The organism is Sorangium sp. So ce1153, from assembly GCF_051521595.1.
GTDB lineage: Bacteria > Myxococcota_A > Polyangia > Polyangiales > Polyangiaceae > Sorangium.
In genome coordinates, this window is record NZ_CP150361.1 from 13474033 (window position 1) to 13493618 (window position 19586).

General features: G+C 75.3%; 3 protein-coding genes. All 3 read right to left on the reverse strand.

The window, feature by feature from the left end; translation table 11 throughout:
• Nucleotides 1-4: 4 nt before the first annotated feature.
• Genes WME85_RS49165 through WME85_RS49175 form a run of 3 tightly spaced genes read right to left on the reverse strand, consistent with a single transcriptional unit; the run spans nt 5 to nt 19585 of the window.
• Nucleotides 5-3982, reverse strand: coding sequence for a non-ribosomal peptide synthetase (locus tag WME85_RS49165; RefSeq protein ID WP_437832120.1), 3978 nt, complete (start codon nt 3980-3982; stop codon nt 5-7).
• Nucleotides 3979-13047: an amino acid adenylation domain-containing protein gene (locus tag WME85_RS49170; RefSeq protein WP_437832122.1), complete on the reverse strand. Its 9069-nt coding sequence runs from the start codon at nt 13045-13047 to the stop codon at nt 3979-3981. The genes WME85_RS49165 and WME85_RS49170 overlap by 4 nt, the downstream gene beginning before the upstream one ends.
• 4 nt (nt 13048-13051) lie before the next feature.
• The gene (locus WME85_RS49175; protein WP_437832125.1) at nt 13052-19585 is read right to left on the reverse strand and encodes an amino acid adenylation domain-containing protein; all 6534 of its coding nucleotides are present in this window, start codon (nt 19583-19585) and stop codon (nt 13052-13054) included.
• Nucleotide 19586 lies beyond the last annotated feature (1 nt).

The window sequence follows — 19586 nt, forward strand, 5'->3', positions numbered from 1 at the left end:
CTCCCTAGCGAGAAGGATGGGTTGACTCCGCGCGCTCCGAGGCGCGCTCCGCGAGGGCCAGGACCTCCAGGGTCTCGCGGACGCGCACATGCACGTCAGCCCCTTGCACCGCGGCGAGGTGATCGCCGGAAACCATTGCTGTCTGGACCGCTCCAGCCGTGTAGCGCTGCCAGTCCACGGGCGGCCCGCCGTGGCGCTCGATCGTCTCGGCGCTCCACCACACGTGGATCGGCGCGCCGAGGCACCGCGGCGGCAGGCCGTTCAGGAGCAGGGCCGCGTCCCGCAGCAGCGCGTAGCGGTGGTGGAACGCCGCGGGCGGCACGTCGCCCGGCACGAGGCCATGGGCCTGCGCCCACCGCACCGCCTCGCTCACCCGGTCGACCTCGCCCAGCCCCCGCAGCCGCTCCCGCAGCGCGTCCAGCTCCGCGGGCGAGAGCGCGAACAGCGCCGCCCGGCGGTCCGGCGTGACGTACTCCGCGAGCTCCTCCACGACGTCGGGCTCGCCCGCGGCGTAGACGCGCGTGCGCGGCTGCGTGTCCAGGATGCCGAGGAAGGCCACCGGCTCGCCCTGCTCCTCCAGCACCCGCGCGACGACGAGCGCCAGCACGCCGCCGAGCGACCACCCGAGGAGGCGATAGGGCCCGCTGGGCTGCCGCTCGCGGATCTCGCGCGCCAGGTGCTCGGCGATCCGCCGGATTGACGGCGCCCCGGCCTCGCGCGCGAGCGCCGGGCCGAGCTCGAGCCCGAGCACGGGCTGGTCCTCGCCGAGAGCGCCGGCGAGGCCCTCGTAGACGGTGACCTGCCGGCCGGTGGGGTCCACGCAGAAGAGCGGCGGGCGCGACCCGGCCGCGCGGAGCGCCACGACGCTCGACGCCGGGCGACCCGCGTCGAGGAGCCGGGCGAGCCCCGCCACGGTCGGCGCCTCGAAGATCGCCATCAGCGACAGGGAGCCGCCGAGCGCCTGCTGGATCCGGTGCATCAGCGGGATCGCCAGCAGCGAGTGCCCGCCGAGGTCGAAGAAGTCGTCCTCGACGCCCACCTGCGGGCGCCCCAAGACGTCGGCCCAGATCGCCGCGAGCGCCTCCTCGACCTGCGTGCGCGGCGCGACGTACTCCCGCCGCCGGCGCGCGGCAGGGGCGGGCAGCGCCTTTCGATCCACCTTGCCGTTCGCGGTGAGCGGCAGCGCGTGCAGGAGCACGAAGGCGCCCGGGTGCATGTACTCGGGCAGCCGCTCCCGGAGGAACCCGCGCAGCGCGGCCTCGTCGAGCGAGCCGTCGCGAGGGACGACGTAGGCGACGATCGCGCGCCCGCCGGCTCCGTCCCCGCGCGCGGCGATGACGACCGCCTGCGCGACCGCGGGGTGCTCCCGGACGCGCGCCTCGATCTCCCCGAGCTCCACGCGATAGCCACGGATCTTCACCTGATGGTCGCGCCGGCCCATGAACTCGATCGCGCCGTCGGGCCGGTACCGCGCCCGATCGCCCGTCCTGTAGAGCCGCGCGCCCGCGCCGAAGGGGTGCGGCACGAACCGCTCCGCGGTCAGATCCGGCTGATCGAGGTACCCGCGCGCCAGCCCGGCCCCGCCCAGGTACAGCTCGCCCACCGTGCCCGCCGGCGCCAGCTCGAGGCGCTCGTCGAGGACGTAGGCCTCGGCGTTGGCCAGGGGGCGGCCGATCGGCACCGAGGCGCACCCGCGCCGATCGCGCAGCGCGCGCAGCGGCTGCACCAGCGCGCCCACCGTCGTCTCGGTCGGCCCGTAGTGGTTGGCCACCGCGCAGCCGCTCGACAGCGCCGCGATCCGCTCGACCAGCGCGAACGGCAGCGCCTCGCCGCCCAGCACCAGGAGCCGCCGCGGCAGCACCGCCGACCCCTCGCCCGTGTCGAGCAGCGCGCTCAGGTGCGACGGCACGATCTTGAGCACGTCGATCGGCCAGCGCCGGTAGTACTCCGAGAAGAGCCTGCCGTCGGTGGCCGTCTCGTAGCCGATCACGTGGAGGCACCCGCCGGTGGCGAGCGAGGCGAAGATGCTCGTGTTGCCGAGATCCGCGCTCAGCGTCGAGACGGTCGCGAAGTGCAGCCCGGCCTCGATCCCGAGCGCCTCGCACACCGAGCGCGTGTAGCTGGCGACCCCGCGGTGCGTGACGGCGACGCCCTTGGGCTCGCCCGTCGAGCCCGACGTGAAGACGACCGACGCGAGATCGTCGAGCAGCACCGGCGCGGCCGGGTCCTCGGCGGGCTCCGCGTCGAGCGGCGCCGCGTCGTCGAGCGAGAGGATGGCGCAGCCGGCGTCCGGCAGCCGGTCGCGGGCAGGGGCGTTCGTGAGCAGGACAGAGAAGCCGGCGCGGCGGATCTGCTGGGCGAGCCGGTGCGCGGGGGCGTGCGGGTCGAGCGGCACGTAGGCCCCGCCGGCCTTGAGGATGCCCAGGAGGCCCGCGATCATCTCCACCGAGCGCTCGCAGCAGAGGCCGACCGGGCTGCCGCTGCCGACGCCGCGCCGGCGGAGGTGGTGCGCGATCCGGTTCGCTTGCCGGTTCAGCTCCGCGTAGGTCAGCCGCCGATCGCCCGCGACGACGGCCAGCGCGTCGGGCTGCCGCGCCGCGTGCTCCTCGAACGCCGCGTGCAAGCACCGCGGCGGCGCCGCGTCGCGCGCCGCTCCCCGGCCCTCCGAGAGCCGCCGCGCCCGCTCCGCCGGGCCGAGCAGGCCGAGGCGCGCAACAGGCGCCGACCAGGCCTCGGCCGCGCTGCCGAGCAGCGCCCGGTACTGCTCGGCCATCGCCAGGACGCCCTCCGCGCCGCAGCGGCGCGCGTCGTGCCAGAGCGAGAGGCGCACGCGGCCCCGCCCGCGCTGGGCCGAGAGCGCGAGCTTGAGCCCGCCCGCGCCCGCGCACTGGCGCTCGACGTGCCACGCGAGGCCGCCCGCCACCCTGGGCTCCGGGAGCGACGAGAACTCGAAGCCGACGGTGCTCCCGGCCGCCCCGCCGTCCGCGGGCAGGTCGGGGTTCCAGCACTCCTCGTCCTCCGCCACCGCCTCGACGCCCGCCTGCGCCCGGAGCACCAGCTCGGCGAACCGCTGCGCGTCGTCCACGCGGCACGGCACCGGGAGCCACCTGGCCACCGGGCCCATGACCTCCTGGACGTCCTCGATCCTCCGCCCGGCCGAGGCCACGGCGACGACGAGCTCCCGCGACCCGGTGAGGCGAGCGAGGTGGAGCTGGAAGGCCGCGAGCAGGACCGACGCGAGCGAGGCGCCCTCGCCGCGGGCCAGCGACTCCAGCCGGCCGAGCAGCGCCGCGTCGAGCTCGATGTCGACGACGTCGACGACCTCGCCGGGAGCGCCGCCCTCCTCGGCGGCGCCCTCGAACGGGAGGACGGCGGGCACCCCCGCGGGCGCCGGGGCGCTCTCCGCCGAGCCGACGAGATCGTTCTGCCACTCGGCGAACTGGGCGTACTGCACGGGCTCCTCCCCGGCCTCGCGCCGACCGCCGGCGTAGGCGTCGGCCAGCTCGCGGAACAGGAGGTCCAGCGTCCACGCGTCGGCGGCGAGCGCGGGCGCGGCGACGAGCAGGTCGTGCAGCCGCTCGGCGCGGCGCACGAGCCACACGTGGAGCAGCGGCCCGCGCTCGAGGTCGACCCCGAGCCGCGCCGCCTCGCGCCAGAGCGCCTCGACGCGCGCTTCCTGCTCGCCGGCCGCGCGGCCGCTCAGGTCCACCCGGCGCCACGCGGGCGCCGCACCGCCGACGGCCTGCAGCGGGAACTTGAGGCGCGGATCCCGGCGGAAGGTCGTCCTCAGGATCTCGTGGCGCGCGACGACCTCGCCGAGGGCGCCGGCCAGCCGCGCGGCGTCGAGGTCTCCCTCCAGGCGGATCAGCGCGCGCGCGAACACCGTGGCGCCGCTCCGGTGGAGCGCCCACAGGCGTCGCTGCTGCGGCGACAGGCGCACGCCCTGGACGCTGGGCCCGAGCTCGGTGACCTGCGTCGTCATGACGCCACCGCGCCCTGCGACGCCTGCTCGGCCGTCATCATCTCGCCCATGGCCACCACGATCTTCCGCGGGCCCGAGAACGGGTCGCGGCCGTGGGCCACGAGCATGTTGTCGAGCAGGATGATGTCGCCCTCCTGCCACGGGAACCGCACGGCGCAGCGCTCGTACGCCTCGCCGAGCGCGCGCGTCGTCTCGGCCTCGATCGGCGCGCCGTCGCCGTAGCAGACGTTGCGAGGCAGCCACGCCTCGCCGACCATCGCCAGGAGCGACTCGCGCACCGGCGCCTCCAGGTACGCCGGGTGGTGCAGCTGGATCTGGTTGAAGAACACCTGCTCTCCCGTCTTCGGGTGCGAGAGCACGGCCGGGCCGCGCTGGCTGATCCGCAGCCGGCCGCCCGCGAGCCACTCGCACCGCATGCCGCCCGCGCGGCAGCGCTCCTCGACGACCGCGGGATCCGTCGTGTGGAAGAAGTCCTGCCAGCCGACGTCGAAGCCCGGCGTGAAGTTCCGCACGTAGAGCAGCCCCGACCGCCGGAAGCGCTCGCGGACGTCGGGCGCGAGCGCTTCGTACAGCCGCCGGCAGTCCACGATCGGCGTCGCGCCGCCCTCCGGCGCGGCCTGCACGCAGAAGAACCACTGCTTGAGCGGCCAGCGCGGCAGGTGCGAGCTCTCGTTGTGGAACAGGATGGCCTTGTCGGCCGGGTAGGGCGTCGAGCTGTAGATGTGCTTTCCGGTCTTCTCCCGCGGGAGATCGCCGTACTCGCCGAACAGCTCGCCGCAGACGGCCTGCGCGACCTGCTCGAACTCCGGGGCCGACCTGATCGGGAAGCCGCGGAACAGGACGGCCCCGTGCCGGAGCAGCTGCGCCTCGACGAACGCCCGCTCCGCGCGGGCCCACGCGGCGAGGTCCACGTCGTCCACCGCCGGCTTCACGACCAGCGGCAGCGGCCCGTCGCCGAGCGTGCTGGTCGCGACCAGCGCGCTCGGGCCCACGTCCACCTTGCGGGGGGTGATGCGCTTGAGGCTCCGGAGCCGGCCCTCGTCGCGCGCGCGTCCTTCCACGGTGCGTTCCTTCCTCTCGGCTGCCGCGAGCGCCGCGAGCGCCGTCACCCGGCGGTCGGGGTCGTCCACGATGGCCCGCAGCACGGCCATGAAGTGGGCCGCCATCCCCGCGATGGTCGGCGGCTCGAACAGATCGGCGCGGTACTTCCACGCGCACGTGAGCCCCTCGTCCGTCTCCTCGACGAACACGCCGAGGTCGAACCGCGACACCTCCCGGTCGAGCTCCACGGCGCTGAAGCGCACCCCGGGCAGCGAGATCTCGGAGGCGGGGACGTTCTGCAGCACGAAGAGCGTCTGCACGAGGGGGTGGCGGCCGGGCTCGCGGGGCGGGCGCAGGGCGTCGACGACCTGCTCGAACGGCAGGTCCTGGTGCGCGTACGCGTCGAGCGTGACCTCCCGGACGCGCTGAAGGAGCTCCCGGAACGTCGGCAGGCCGCCGAGATCCGTACGCAGGACGAGGAGGTTCACGAAGAACCCGATCAGCCCCTCGATCTCGGCGCGGTTGCGGCCGGCGACGTCGGTGCCGACGAGGAGGTCGCTCTGGCCCGTGCGCCCGAGGAGCACGACCTTGAACGCGGCGAGCAGCGTCATGAAGAGCGTCGCGCCCTCGCGCCGGCCGAGCGCGCGCAGCGCCTCGGAGAGCGCGCGGTCCACCGCGATCGTGTGGCGCGCGCCGCGGTGGCTCGCCGCGGCGGGCCGCGGGTGATCCGGGCGCAGATCGAGCGCAGGCGGGTGCCCGGAGAGCCGCTCGCGCCAGGCGCCGAGGAGCGCCTCGCGGACCGGTCCCTGCATCCACCGCCGCTGCCAGACGGCGAAGTCCGCGTACTGGACCGGCAGCGGCCGCAGCGCCGGCGGCCGTGCGGCCCTCGCCGCGGCGTACAGCTCGGCCAGCTCCGCGACGAGCACGTTCATGGTCCAGCCGTCCGCCACGATGTGGTGCACGACGACGACCAGCACGAGCTCGTCCTCGCGGAGCTTGATCGCGGTCACCCGCAGGAGCGGCCCGCGGCCGAGGTCGAACGGCCGCTCCGCGCGTTCGGCGGCGAGGCGCTGGACCGCCGCGCCGTGCTCCGCGGCGGGCGCCGCCGACAGGTCCACCACCTCGAACGCCGGCGCGCCCTCGGGGTCGATCACCTGCACCGGCTCGCCGGAGGCCACGCCGAACGTGGTCCGCAGCGACTCGTGGCGCCGGACGAGCGCGGCGAGGCTCTCCCGCAGCAGCGCGACGTCGAGCTCCCCCTCGACGCGCACGGCCGCGGTCATGTTGTAGCCGGCGCTGTCGGGCTCGAGCTGGGACAGGAACCACAGCCGCTGCTGCGCGAACGAGAGCGGCAGCGGCCCCTGCCGCGGCGCGGGGACGATCGGCGGCGCCCCGGTCGCCAGGGCACCGGCAGGGTGGCCGAGACGCTGATCGACGTCGCGCGCGAGCTCCGCCACGGTGGGGTGGTCGAACAGGCTGCGCAGCGGCAGCTCGACGCCGAGCGCCTTGCGCACGCGCGACACCACCTGCGTGGCCAGGAGCGAGTGCCCACCCAGGTCGAAGAAGCCCGCGTGGACGGGGACCCTGTCGAGCCCCAGCACCTCGGCCCAGATGCTCGCGAGGGCTTGCTCCGTGGCCGTCCGCGGGGCGCCGCCGGCCGCGTCGCTCGACCCGGCCGCGGGCGCCTCCGGCGCCGGCAGCGCCTTCCGGTCGACCTTGCCGTTCGGCGTGAGCGGCAGCGCGGGCAGGGCGACGAAGACGGGCGGCACCATGTAGTCGGGCAGCGTCTCCTTCAGGAAGCCGCGCAGGCGCTCGGGCGGCGGGGGCTCGCCGGCGGCGCCGACGACGTAGGCGACGAGGCGCTTGCCGGCGGGGCCCTCCTCCCGGACCGCGACGACGGCCTCGCCGACCTCCGGGTGCTGCGCGAGGCGCGCCTCGATCTCCCCGAGCTCGATGCGGAAGCCGCGGATCTTCACCTGGTGATCCCGCCGCCCCGCGAACTCGATCGCGCCGTCCGCGAGGCGCCGGCCGAGATCTCCGGTCCGGTACATGCGCGCGCCGGGCGCGCCGCCGAACGGGTCGGGCACGAAGGCCTCCGCGGTGCGGGCGGGGTCGTTCAGGTAGCCTCGCCCCACGCCGACGCCAGCGACGCAGATCTCGCCGGTCACGCCGACGGGCGCGAGGTCGCCGCCGGTCACGACGTGGAGCCTCACGTTGGGCACGGGCCGGCCGATGGGCACGCGCGCGAGCTCGGGCGCGGGGGCCGCGGTGATCGCGTGAAGCGCCACGTCGTCGGCGCACTCGGCCGGCCCGTAGGCGTTCATGAGGGGGACGCGGGGGTACCGCTCGAACCACCGGCGGCAGAGCTCGGGCGTCAGGGCCTCGCCGGTGGGCAGCATCCACCGGAGGCGCGCGAAGTGCGCGGACGCCTGCGCCTCGCGCGCCTCCGCGCCCTCCGCGACGAGCTCCCGCAGGAGCGACGGGACCAGCTCGAGCACCGTGATCCCCTGCGCCTCGACCTCCTCCAGCAGGCGCCGCGGATCGCCCACGACCTCCTCGGGGACGATGTGCACGCGGCCGCCGCAGAGCAGCGCCGTCAGGAGCTGCCACACCGAGATGTCGAAGCACTGGGACGCTGTCTGGCCGATCACGTCCGAGGGGCCGAGCTCCAGCGCGGGGATCTTCCCCCACACGTTGTTGAGCATCCCCGCGTGCTCGACCATCGCCCCCTTGGGCACGCCGGTCGATCCGCTCGTGGTGATCACGTACGCGAGGTGCCCGGGGCCGGCGATCGGCGGGAGATTGTCGACAGGCATGGGCGCGGTCGCGGGCCCGCGCTGCGCGGCGAGGCGCTCGCGCGTCACGAACCGCGGCCGCGCCGGCTCCGGCAGGTGCGCGAGCGCCTTGCCGAGCCGCGGGACCCACGCCTCCGAGGTCACGACCACCGGCGCGCGGCTCGACGCGACGACGCCGGCGAGGCGCTGCTCCGGCTGGTGGGGATCGAGCGGGAGGTACGCGCCGCCGGCCTTGAGCACGCCGAGTAGCGCGACGAGCAGCTCGATGTCGCGCGCCTCCAGCACGGCGACGATCGTGTCCGGACCCACGCCCTCGGCGCGCAGCGCGTGGGCGACCTGGTTGGCGGCGCGGTTCAGGGCCGCGTAGGTGAGCCGGCGCCCGCGGCACGTGACGGCCTCCGCGTCCGGCGTCCGGCGCACCTGGGCCTCGAAGAGCGCCACGTAGCCCGGCGCCGCGGGCTCCGCGCCCTTCGTGTCGTTCCACGCCAGCAGCAGCTGCCGGCGCTCGGGCTCGCTCAGGAGCGAGAGGTCGCCGAGGAGGGCCTCCGGGCGGCGGGCCATCTCCGAGAGCAGCTGGACCAGGTGGCCCAGCATCCGCTCGACGGCTTCGTGATCGAACAGGCGCCGGTCGTACGAGAGCCGGATCCCGAGCCCCGCGCCCGGGTACGCCACGACCGTCATCGGGTAGTTCGTGTGGACCCGGTCCTGCTCGTAGGAGAGGCGGACGTCGCCCACCTGCTCCCCGAGGCGGGGATCCTTCGGCGCGTTCTCGAAGACGAGGAGGCTGTTGAACAGCGACTGCCCCTTCGGGAGCTCGCTCCACCGCTGGATCTCCACGAGCGGCGGGTACTCGAACTCGCGGATGCGGTAGTTGTGGGCCAGGAGGCCCTTGAGCCACGCGAGGAGCGGCTGCTCGGGCGACACGCGCACCCGCAGCGGCAGGCTGTTGATGAAGAGGCCCACGATCGTCTCGACGCCGGGCAGATCGGTCGGGCGGCCCGCCACGGTCACGCCGAACACGACGTCGCGCTGGCCGCTGTAGCGGCTCAGGAGTAGCGCCCAGGCCCCTTGCACGAGGGTGTTGGGCGTCAGCCCGTGCTGGTGCGCGAGGCCGAGGAGCGCCTCGGTCAGGTCGCCGGGCAGCTCGGCGAACGCGTCGCTCACCCCGGCCCCCGCGGGCGGCGCCGCGCCCTCGGGGAGGACGCGGTCGACGCCGAGGGGCGTCGGCTCCGCGAAGCCGCGGAGCTCCTCGCGCCAGAACCGCTCGGCCGCCGGGAGGTCCTGCCGCGCGAGCCAGGCGATGTAGTCGCGGTAAGGGCGCGGCTCGGGCAGCTCCAGCGAGCGGCCCTCGCGGAGCGCCGCGTAGTACGACAGGCACTCCATCATCAGCACCGAGAAGCACCAGTCGTCCGTGAGGATGTGGTGGAAGCTCCGCACGATGCGGTAGGCGTCCTCCCGCACGCGGATCAGCCGGATCCGCATCAGCGGCGCGCGGGTCATGTCGAGCCCCTCGGCGAGCTCGGCCTCGAGCGTCTCGGCGAGGCGCTCCTCCTGCTCGGCCTCGCTCTGGTCGCGCCAGTCGAGGAACTGGATCACCTCGGAGAGGTCGACCTCTCGGTGGACGATCTGGAGCGGCCGCTCGAGGTCCTTCCAGACGAAGGACGTCCTCAGGATCGGGTGCCGCGCCGCCACCCGCCGCCAGGCCTCGACGACGAGGTCGGCGTCGAGCGCGCCGTGCCACACGTAGTGCTGCTGCATCAGGTAGATGCCCGAGCCCGGGTTCAGCAGGGTGTGGAAGAGCATCCCCTCCTGCATCGGCGAGAGCGGGTAGACGTCGTCGAGCCCCGACGCGTCCGGCAGGCTGCGCGCGATCTCGTCCTGCGTGAGGCCGCTCAGCGGGAACCGGGACGGCGCCTCGCCGGGCGGCGCTCCCGGCGGCGCTGCGGCCTGGTCCGGGCCTGCTGCGGCGGCGGAGCCCGAGACCGCGACCGCCGCGGCGGCGGCCACGGTGGGGTGGTCGAACAGGTCCTTCGGGCTCAGCTTGACGCCGCGCTGGTTGGCGCGCGCGATGACCTGGAGGCTCCGGATGGAGTCGCCGCCGAGGGCGAAGAAGTTGTCGTGGATGCCGACCCGCTCGACGCGCAGGATGTCGGCCCAGATCTGGGCGAGGGTGGCCTCGACCTCGTTCCGCGGCGCGACGAAGCCGCGGGGGTCCGCCGCGCCCGCGCCGGCCCGCTCGGGCTCGGGCAGCGCCGCTCGGTCGATCTTCCCGTTCGCGGTGAGCGGCAGCGCTGGCAGCGCCACGATCGCGGCGGGCACCATGTAGTCGGGCAGCTGCAGCGCGAGCCGCGCGCGGAGCGCCGCCGCGTCGAGCGCCGCCGCCTCCCGGCCCACCACGTAGGCCACGAGGCGCACGGCCCCGCCGCCGTCCCGCGCCGCCACGACCGCCTCGCGCACCTCGGGCTGCTCGCGCAGGCGCGCCTCGATCTCGCCCAGCTCGACGCGGTGGCCGCGCAGCTTGATCTGGTGGTCGGTGCGCCCGAGGAACTCGATCGCGCCGTCCGCGAGGAGGCGCACCCGATCCCCGGTGCGGTAGAGGCGACCGCCCGGGGCGCCTCCGAACGGATCGGGGACGAAGCGCTCCGCCGTCAGCTCGGGGCGCGCGTGGTAGCCGCGCGTCACGCCGGCCCCGCCCAGGTAGAGCTCCCCGGGCACGCCCACGGGCACCGGATCGAGGTTCGAGCCCAGCACGTAAGCCTGGGTGTTGGGGAGCGGCCGGCCGATCGGCACCGTCGCGCCGGCGCGACCGCGCGCGGGGTCGATCGTCCACGTGAGCGAGCCGACGGTCGTCTCGGTGGGGCCGTAGTGGTTCAGGACGGCGCAGCCGGGCGCGAGCGTCCGGATCCGCTCGATGAGCTCCCAGCTCGAGGCCTCGCCGCCGAGCACGAGGCAGCGCGCGGGCAGCACGCGCTCGGGGTGCGCTGCCTCGAGGAGCGCGGCGAGGTGGCTCGGGACGATCTTGAGCGCGTCGACCCCGTGGCGGCTCATGTACTCGGCGGTCGCGTCGGGATCGAAGATCCGCGCCTCGGAGAGGACGTGCAGCGTGCGGCCCGAGCAGAGCGCGCCGAAGAGCGACGTGTGCCCGAGGTCGGCGGCCACGGTCGACACGAGCGCCATGCCGCCGCCCTCGGCGAGGGGCAGCCGCGCGAGCACGCCGCGCACGTAGTTCGCGAGGTGGCGGTGCTCGACGGCCACGCCCTTCGGGCGCCCCGTCGAGCCTGAGGTGTAGATGAGGTAAGCGAGGTTCCCGGGCCGGGCGGCTCTGGCGTCGAGCGGCGCGTCGGACCCGAGCGGCGCGCCGAGCGGCGCGCCGGACTCGGTCGCGAGGGCGCCCGCGTCGCGGTCGAGGAAGAGCAGCGCCGGCCCCGGCTCGTCGAAGGCGCCGGCCCATCGCTCCTCCGTGATCAGGACGCGCGCGCCGCTGTCCTCCACCACGGCGCGGAGCCGCTCGCGCGGGAACTTCGGGTCGACGGGCACGTACGCGGCGCCGGCCTTGAGCACGCCGAGCAGCGCGACGATCAGCTCCGCCGAGCGCTCGATGCACAGGGCGACCCTGTCGTCGGGCCCCACGCCGAGCGCCCGCAGCCTCCGCGCCAGCTGGTTGGTCCTCCGGCCGAGCTCCCCGTAGGTGAGGGCCGTCCCCTCGCAGACGACGGCCAGCGCGCCGGGGCGCGCGGCGGCTTGCGCCTCGAAGAGCTCGTGGACGCAGGCGGGCGGGAAGGCCTCGGCCGTCGCGTTCCACTCGACGAGCAGGCGCCGGCGCTCCTCGCCGCTCACGAGCGGCAGCTCGGCCAGGCGCGCGCGCGGTCGCGCCGCCATCGCCTCGAGCAGCGCGCGGCACTGGCCGAGCAGGCTGGCCGCGGCGTCGTGCGCGAGGCGGCGGCGCTCGTAGCAAAGGATCAGCCCGAGCTCGCTCGACGGCTCGACGATGAGCGACAGCGGGTAGTTGTTGCGCCCCACCGTGAGCAGGGCGCCGTCGACGTGCCCGCCGCCGGGCCGGGGCAAGGGGCGCACCCGCACGTCGCGCACGTCGGACTGCGCATCGCTCACTTCCTCCTCGGGGTAGCTGTCGAACACCACCAGCGTGTCGAAGAGCGACCTCCCGCCCGGCACCTCGCTCCAGCGCTGGACGAGGGACAGCGGGGTCCACTCGTGCTGGCGCAGCTCGCTGTTGCGGTCCTGCAGCCGCGAGAGCCAGGCGGCGAGCGGCTCGTGCTCGTCGACGCGGACGCGCACCGGCAGCGTGTTGATCAGCACGCCGACGATCGCCTCGGAGCCGGGGAGCTCCGGGGGGCGGCCCGACACCGTGGCGCCGAAGACCACGTCCGGCTCCCCGCTGTGCCGTGAGAGCAGCAGGGCCCAGGCGCCCTGCACGAGCGTGTTCAGCGTGACGCGCAGGCGGCGCGCGCAGGCCGCGAGCGCCTCCGTCTCCGCCCGCGAGAAGCGCAGCGCCTGCTCCGCGAACGGGAACGCTTCCTCGCCCGCCGCGGCCGTCGCCGGCCCGGCCTCCAGCGGTAGCGGCAGCGGCAGCGGCGTCGGCGCCCGGAACCCGGCCAGCGCCTCGCGGAAGAACCGCTCGGCGGCCTCTTCGTCCTGGGCCTGCACCCAGGCCAGGTACTCCCTGTACGCGCGCGCCCGCGGCAGCTCGGGGACCGTGCCCCGCACGAGCGCCTGATAGACGGTCAGCGCCTCGCGCAGCAGGAGGGCGAAGCTCCACCCGTCCAGCAAGAGGTGATGATGGCTGTTGATGAAATAAAAGGCCTCCTCCTCGACCTGGACCAGCGTCAGCCGCATGAGGGGGGCCTTGAGCAGGTCGAAGCCGGCGCGCCGGTCCGCGGCCATGAGCGCGGCCAGGGCCTCCTCGCGCTCGCCCGCGGCGACCCCGCGGAGGTCGTGGCGCGCCACCGGGATCGCCGCCCGCGGCCGGACGACCTGCACCGGCCTCGTCACGCCCTCCCAGACGAAGCCGGTGCGCAGGATCGGGTGCCGCTCCGCGAGCGCCTGCCAGGCGCGCTCGAAGGTGTCCGGATCGAGCCGCCCCTCCAGGAGGAACGCCGTCTGGACGAAGTACGGGTCGGCGGACCGGTCCGAGACCGCGTGAAAGAGCAATCCCTGCTGGAGCGGGGAGAGGTAGTGAATCGACTCAACGTCTTTCTTCTTGTTCGTCATGGCGTCAGTCCAAAGCTTCGAGGATGGAGTCCAGCTCGTCCGACGCGAGCGCGACGTCGGTGAAGTCCGACGGCGTGTAGCCGCCGGCGTCGGGTGACAGGCAGTGCGCGATCAGCTCTCTCAGCGCGTCGCGCCACAGCGCGCTGACCGCCGCGACCGTCTCCTGCCGGTACCGCGCGGCGCTGTAGCGGAAGGTCGCCTCGAGCCGGCCGTCGTACACCGCCGCGTCGATCTCGATCTCGTACGCGAGCGGGCTGCGCGGGTCGTGCTCGGCGCCGGGCGACTCCTCGGCCAGGGAGAACCGCGCGCCGGCGCCCACCACCTGGTCCCACTGCCCCAGGTAGTTGAAGCCGACGCCGAGCGCCGGCAGGCGGCGCAGCCGTTCCGCGATCGCCCCGGTCCCGAGCTCCCGCACCGCGCCGAAGGAGAGGCCGCGCCGCGGGACGCGGCGGAGCTGCTCCTTCACCGTCCTGAGCACGGCGCCCGGCGCCGCGTCCGGCGCCACCTCGAGCAGCACCGGGTAAGCGCTCGTGAACCAGCCGACCGTGCGCGATAGATCCAGGTCGGCCCCGTCGAGCGCCTCGCGCCCGTGGCCTTCGACCTCGATCGCCGAGAGCGGCTGTCCGGTCCACCGCCCGAGGGCGAGGGCCAGCCCGGCCAGCAAGAACTCGTCGATGCGCGTCCTGTACGCCTCCGACACCGCCTCCAGCAGCGACCGCGTCTCCGCCCCGCTCAGGCCCACCTTGAGCGTGGCCATGGCCGTCTCCGCGCGATCCCCCGCCGGCGCGTCGACGGGCAGCGGCGCGAGGCGATCCCAGGGCAGCTCGAGCCAGTAGGTCGCCTCTTCCTGGAGGACGGCTTCCTGCGCCGCGGCCTCGAGGCGCGCCGCCCACCGCGCGAACGAGGTGGTCCTGTCGGGCAGCTGCGCCGGCGCGCCGCGGCGCGCCTGATCGTAGGCGACCTCGAGGTCCTCGAGGAGGACCCGCCACGACACGCCGTCGACGACGAGGTGGTGCGCGACGAGCAAGAGCCGCCCCGGCCTGCCGGCGCCGAGATCGAACGCGACCACGCGCAGGAGCGGCCCTGCCGTCAGGTCCAGGCTGGCCTGCCACCGGGTCGCCTGCGCCTCGAGCGCCCGCGGCTGCTCGGCCTCGGGCACGGCGGCGAGGTCCGCCCGGTGCACGACCTGGGCGGGCTCGCTGGCTGGCGCGAGCGTCTGGCGGAAGCCGCGCTCGTCGGGCACGTCGCGCGGCACGTCGCGCGGCACGTCGCGCGGCACGTCGCGCGGCACGTAGCGCATCCGCAGCGCGTCGTGGTGGCGCAGGAGCGCCTGCACGGCGGCCTCCAGCGCCGGCCACTCGAGCGGCTCGGCGACCGTGAGCAGGAGCGCCTGGTTCCAGTGGTGGGGGTTCGGCAGATCGCGCGCGAAGAACCGCCGCTGGATCGGGGTGAGGGGGACGTCGCCCGCCTCCGGCTCCTCCTCGGCCTCCGCGTCTGCGGCCGAGGCGACGCCCGCGGCGGCCGCGAGCTCCGCGAGGGTCTGGTGCTGGAACATCTGCCGCGCCGTCAGGCGGAGGCCCGCCTGCTTCGCGCGGGACACGACCTGAAGGCTCAGGATCGAGTCGCCGCCCAGCGCGAAGAAGTTGTCGTGGCGGCCGACGCGCTCGCGGCCCAGCACCGCGGCCCAGATCTGCGCGAGCTCCGCCTCGACGTCCGTGGCGGGCGCGGCGTCCGGCGCCGCGGCCGGGGGCGCTCCTCCTGCGCCGGCGGTCGGCGCTGCCTCGACGATCGCCGCCGCCGCCGGCGCTGCCTCGGGCGGCGCGGGCGGCTCGGGCGGCGCGGGCTCGGGCGGCGCCGGCGCCATGGGCAGCGGGAGCTCGCCGAGCCGCGCCGTCGGCCGCGCTGCGATCGCCTCCAGCAGGGCGCGGAGGTCGTCCGCGATGCGGCGGATCGTGCGCTCCTCGAAGAGCTCGGTGCTGTACTCGAACGAGCCGCTCAGCCCCTCCGGCGCGGTCGCCATGTGGAGCGAGAGGTCGAACTGGGCGCTGCCCGGGTCCACCTCGACGGGCCGGAGCTCGAGGTCGGCGAGCGGGAGCGCGCGCCGCGAGGCCTCCTGGAGCGAGAACATCACCTGGAAGAGCGGGGTGCTGCCGAGATCCCGCGCCGGCCGGAGCGCCTTCACGAGCTGCTCGAACGGCAGGTCCTGGTGCGCCTGCGCGGCGAGCACCTCTTCTCGTGCGCGCGCGAGGACATCGGTGAAGCGCGGGTCCCCCGAGAGATCTGCCCGCAGCACGAGCGTGTTGACGAAGAGCCCGATGAGCCCCTCGACCTCGACGCGCGTGCGGCCGGCGACGGGCGTCCCGATGCACAGGTCCGTCTGGCCGCTGAGGCGCGCGACGAGCGCCTGGAACGCGGCCAGGAGCAGCATGAACGTGGTGGCGCCCTGGCCGCGCGCGAGCGCGCCGAGCTCGTCGGAGAGCTCGCGCGGGAGCGCGAAGTTGAGGCGGGCGCCCCGGTAGGACCGCGCGGCGGGCCGCGGCTTGTCGGTGGGCAGCCGCAGCACCGGCGGCTCCGCGCCGAGCCGCTGCCGGAAGTACGCGAGCTGCTGGTCGAGCGCCGCCCCCGTGAGCCACGCGCGCTGCCACCGGGCGTAGTCGGCGTACTGGATCGGGAGCGACGGGAGCGCCGCGGCGCGCCCCTCCGCGTCGGCGGCGTAGAGCTCCGCCACCTCGCGGACGAGGACGTTCATGGACCAGCCGTCCGACACGATGTGGTGGAGGACGACGAGCAGGAGGTGCTCGCGCTCGCCGAGGCGCGCCAGCGCGATCCGGAGCAGCGGCCCGCCGCGGAGGTCGAAGGGCCGGCGGGCCTCGGCCTCGAGCCGCCGCAGCGCCGCCGTCTCGCGCGCCGCCTCGGGCACGTCGCCGAGGTCGTCGAGGGAGAGCGTCACCGGCAGCTGGGCGTGGACGATCGCCACCGCCCGGCCGTCGCGCTCCTCGAACGTGGCGCGCAGCGACTCGTGGCGGCGGACCACCGCGGCGAAGCTGCGCTCGAGCCGGGCCACGTCGAGCGGCCCGAGCAGGCGCACCGCCGCGGGGACGTTGTAGGACGCCGCGGTCTCCTCGAGCTGCGCGAGGAACCACAGGCGTTCCTGCGCGAAGGAGAGCGGCGGCGGGCCGCTCTGCGGCTGCGGGCTCTGCGACTGCGGGAGCAGCGGCGGCGCCGGCGGGGCCAGGGGGCCGCGCCGGGCCGCCTCGACGGCGCGCGCCTGGGCGGCCACGGTCGGCGTCTCGAAGAGCGCGCGGAGCGGGAGCTCGACGTCGAGCACGCGGCGCGCGCGCGAGAGGACCTGCGTCAGCAGCAGCGAGTGGCCGCCGAGGTCGAAGAACGAGTCCTCCACGGAGACCCGCTCCACGCCCAGCACCTCGGCCCAGATCCCGGCGAGCAGCTCCTCGGTCGCGGTGCGCGGCGCCACGTGGCTCCGCGCATCGCCGCCGTCGGGGGCGGGCAGCGCGCGGCGGTCCACCTTGCCGTTCGCCGTGCGGGGGAGCGCCGGCAGGAGCACGAAGACCGGCGGCACCATGTACTCGGGCAGGCGCTCCGCGAGCCACGCGCGCAGCGCCTCCGCGGCCGGCGCCGGAGCGCCCGCGGCCGGCGCCGGAGCGCCCGCGGCCAGGTCAGCGCCCGCGGCCACGTCAGCGCCCGCGGCCACGTAGGCGACGAGCCTCCGCACGCCAGGCCGGTCCTCGCGGACGAGCACCGCGGCCTCCTGCACGGCGGGGTGCTCGGCGAGCCGCGCCTCGATCTCGCCGAGCTCGATGCGGAAGCCCCGCAGCTTGACCTGGTGATCCCTCCGGCCGGCGAACTCGATCGTGCCGTCTTCGCGGTAGCGACCGAGATCCCCGGTCCGGTAGAGCCGGCGCCCCGGCGCCTGGCTGAACGGGTCGGGGAGGAACGCGGCGGCGGTGCGGCCCGGCTCGCCCAGGTAGCCGCGCCCGACGCCGATGCCGCCCACGTACAGCTCGCCGGTCACGCCGACGGGCGACGGGGCGAGCAGGTGATCCAGCACGTAGAGCCGCAGGCCGTCCACCGGCCTTCCGATCGGGACCTGGGCCTCGTGCGCGGCGGGCGGCGCGGCGATCGCGTGCAGCGCCACGTCGTCCGAGCACTCCGCGGGCCCGTAGGCGTTCATGAGGGGCACCGCCGGGAAGCGGTCGAGCCACGCCCTGGCGAGCGCGGCGGGGAGCGCCTCGCCTGTCGGCAGGATCCAGCGCAGCCGCGCCAGCGCCGGCGGCGCGGGGCGCTCGATCTCCTCCCCGTGGGGCGCGAGCGCCGCGTCCAGCATGCCCTGGAGCACGGCGGGGACGACCTCGACGACGGCGATCCCCCGGCGCTCGACGTGCTCGAGCAGGCGGCCCGGATCGCGCGTTGTCTCGTCGGGCACGATGTCGACCGCGCCGCCGAAGAGCAGGGCCGTCAGGAACTGCCAGACCGAGATGTCGAAGCACGGCGACGCCGTCTGCGCGATGACGTCGCCCGCCGCGAGGCCGAGCCGCGGGATCTTGCTCAGCATGTTGTTGAGCATCCCGCGCCGCTCGACCATCGCGCCCTTGGGCACCCCGGTGGAGCCGCTCGTGTAGATGACGTAGGCGAGGCTCTCCGGCCCGCCGCGCCCGCCGCGCCCGCCGCGCTCCTCCGGGTTCTCGTCGGACGAGGCCTCGTCGAGGGCGCCCTCGAGCGTCGCGATCGCCGGCCGGCGCCCCTCGGGCAGCAAAGCAAATGCTCTTTCCAAAGTGCCGCGGTGTCGCTCGCGCGTCAGCACCACGCGGGGCTCGCTCGAGGCGAGGATCTGCGCCGCGCGCTCGGCCGGGTAGGCGGGGTCGATCGGCACGTACGCCCCGCCGGCCTTGAAGACGGCGAGGATCATGGTGAGCAGCGGGATGCCCCGGTCGTCGAGCAGCGCCACCCGCTGCTCGGGGCCGATCCCGCGCGCGCGGAGCGCGTGCGCCGCGCGGTTGGCGTCGCGGTTCAGCGCGGCGTACGTCAGCCGCCGATCCGCGCACGACACGGCGATGGCGTCGGGCGTCCGCGCGACCTGGGCGTGGAAGCGCGCGGCGTAGGACGAGAGGTCCTCCTCGACCGCCGGGGTCGTGTTCCACGCGACGAGCGCCTGCTGCCGCTCGGCCGGCGTGAGGAGCGGCAGGTCGCCGAGGCGCGCGTCGGGCCGCGCGGCCATGCCCTCGAGCAGGGCGCGGAGGTGCCCGAGCAGCCGCGCGGCGAGCTCGGGCCGGACGCGCGACCTGTCGTACGACAGCTTGAGGGGCATCTCGGTGTCGGGCCACGACATGATCGTGAGCGGGTAGTTCGTGTGGACGCGGTCGCGGACGTCCCCGACCCGGAAGACGATCCGCCCCTCGCGGAGGGCGGGGTCGACAGGCGCGTTCTCGAACACGAGGAGGCTCTGGAACATCGGTTGTCCGCGCTCGATCTCGCTCCAGCGCTGGATGTCCACGAGCGGCGTGTGCTCGTGCTGCCGCAGCTCCAGGTTCTTGTGGAGCAGCGCGGCGAGCCACGGCAGGAGCGGCGCGTCCGCGGGGACCGGGACGCGCAGCGGCAGCGTGTTGATGAAGAGGCCGAGGATCGACTCGACGCCTGGCAGCTCCGGCGGGCGACCGGCGACGGTGACGCCGAACAGCACCTCTCGCTCGCCGCTGTAATGGCTGAGGAGCAGGGCCCAGGCGCCCTGAACGATCGTGTTGAGCGTGAGGCGATGGCGCTGGGCGAGCGCGCGCAGCGCGGCCGTGGGCTCCGCGCCGAGCCGGACCGTGAGGTCGTCGATCTCGCCGTGGTCCGCGGCCGCCGCGCCGGTGGAGCGCTCCTCGAACCCGAGCGGCGTCGGGGCCCCGAAGCCCGCGAGGGCGCCCCGCCAGAACGCCTCTGCCGCCTTCACGTCGCGCCGCCCGAGCCAGTCGATGTAATCGCGGTAAGGGCGCGCGGGCGGGGGGCGCGTCGCGTCGCCCCGGACCAGCGCCTCGTAGTGGGCGAGGAAGTCCATCATCAGCAGCGACGTGCACCACTCGTCGAGGAGGATGTGATGGAAGCTGTGGACGAGCTCGTGAGTCCGGTCGCCCAGCCGGACGAGGCGCAGGCGCATCACCGGCGGCTTGCCGAAGTCGAGCCCTCGGTCGAGCTCGTCGCGGAGCTCCCTGGAGATGCGCGCTTCCTGGGCTTCTGCGGTGAGGCCCCGGAGGTCGAGCACCTCGAACGGCAGCTCCACCGCCTTGTGGACGACCTGGAGCGGGCGTTTCTGGCTCTTCCAGACGAAGGAGGTGCGCAGGATCGCGTGCCGCGCCACCACCTCTCGCCAGGCCCGCTCGAACGCGTCGATCTGCAGATCGCCCTCGATGCGATAGCGGTTCTGCATGAGGTAGACGCCCGAGGAGGGGCGGAGCAGCGTGTGGAAGAGCATCCCCTCCTGCATGGGGGAGAGGGGATAGACGCTTTCGATGTTGGCAGAGGGATCAGGCTTGGTAGACACG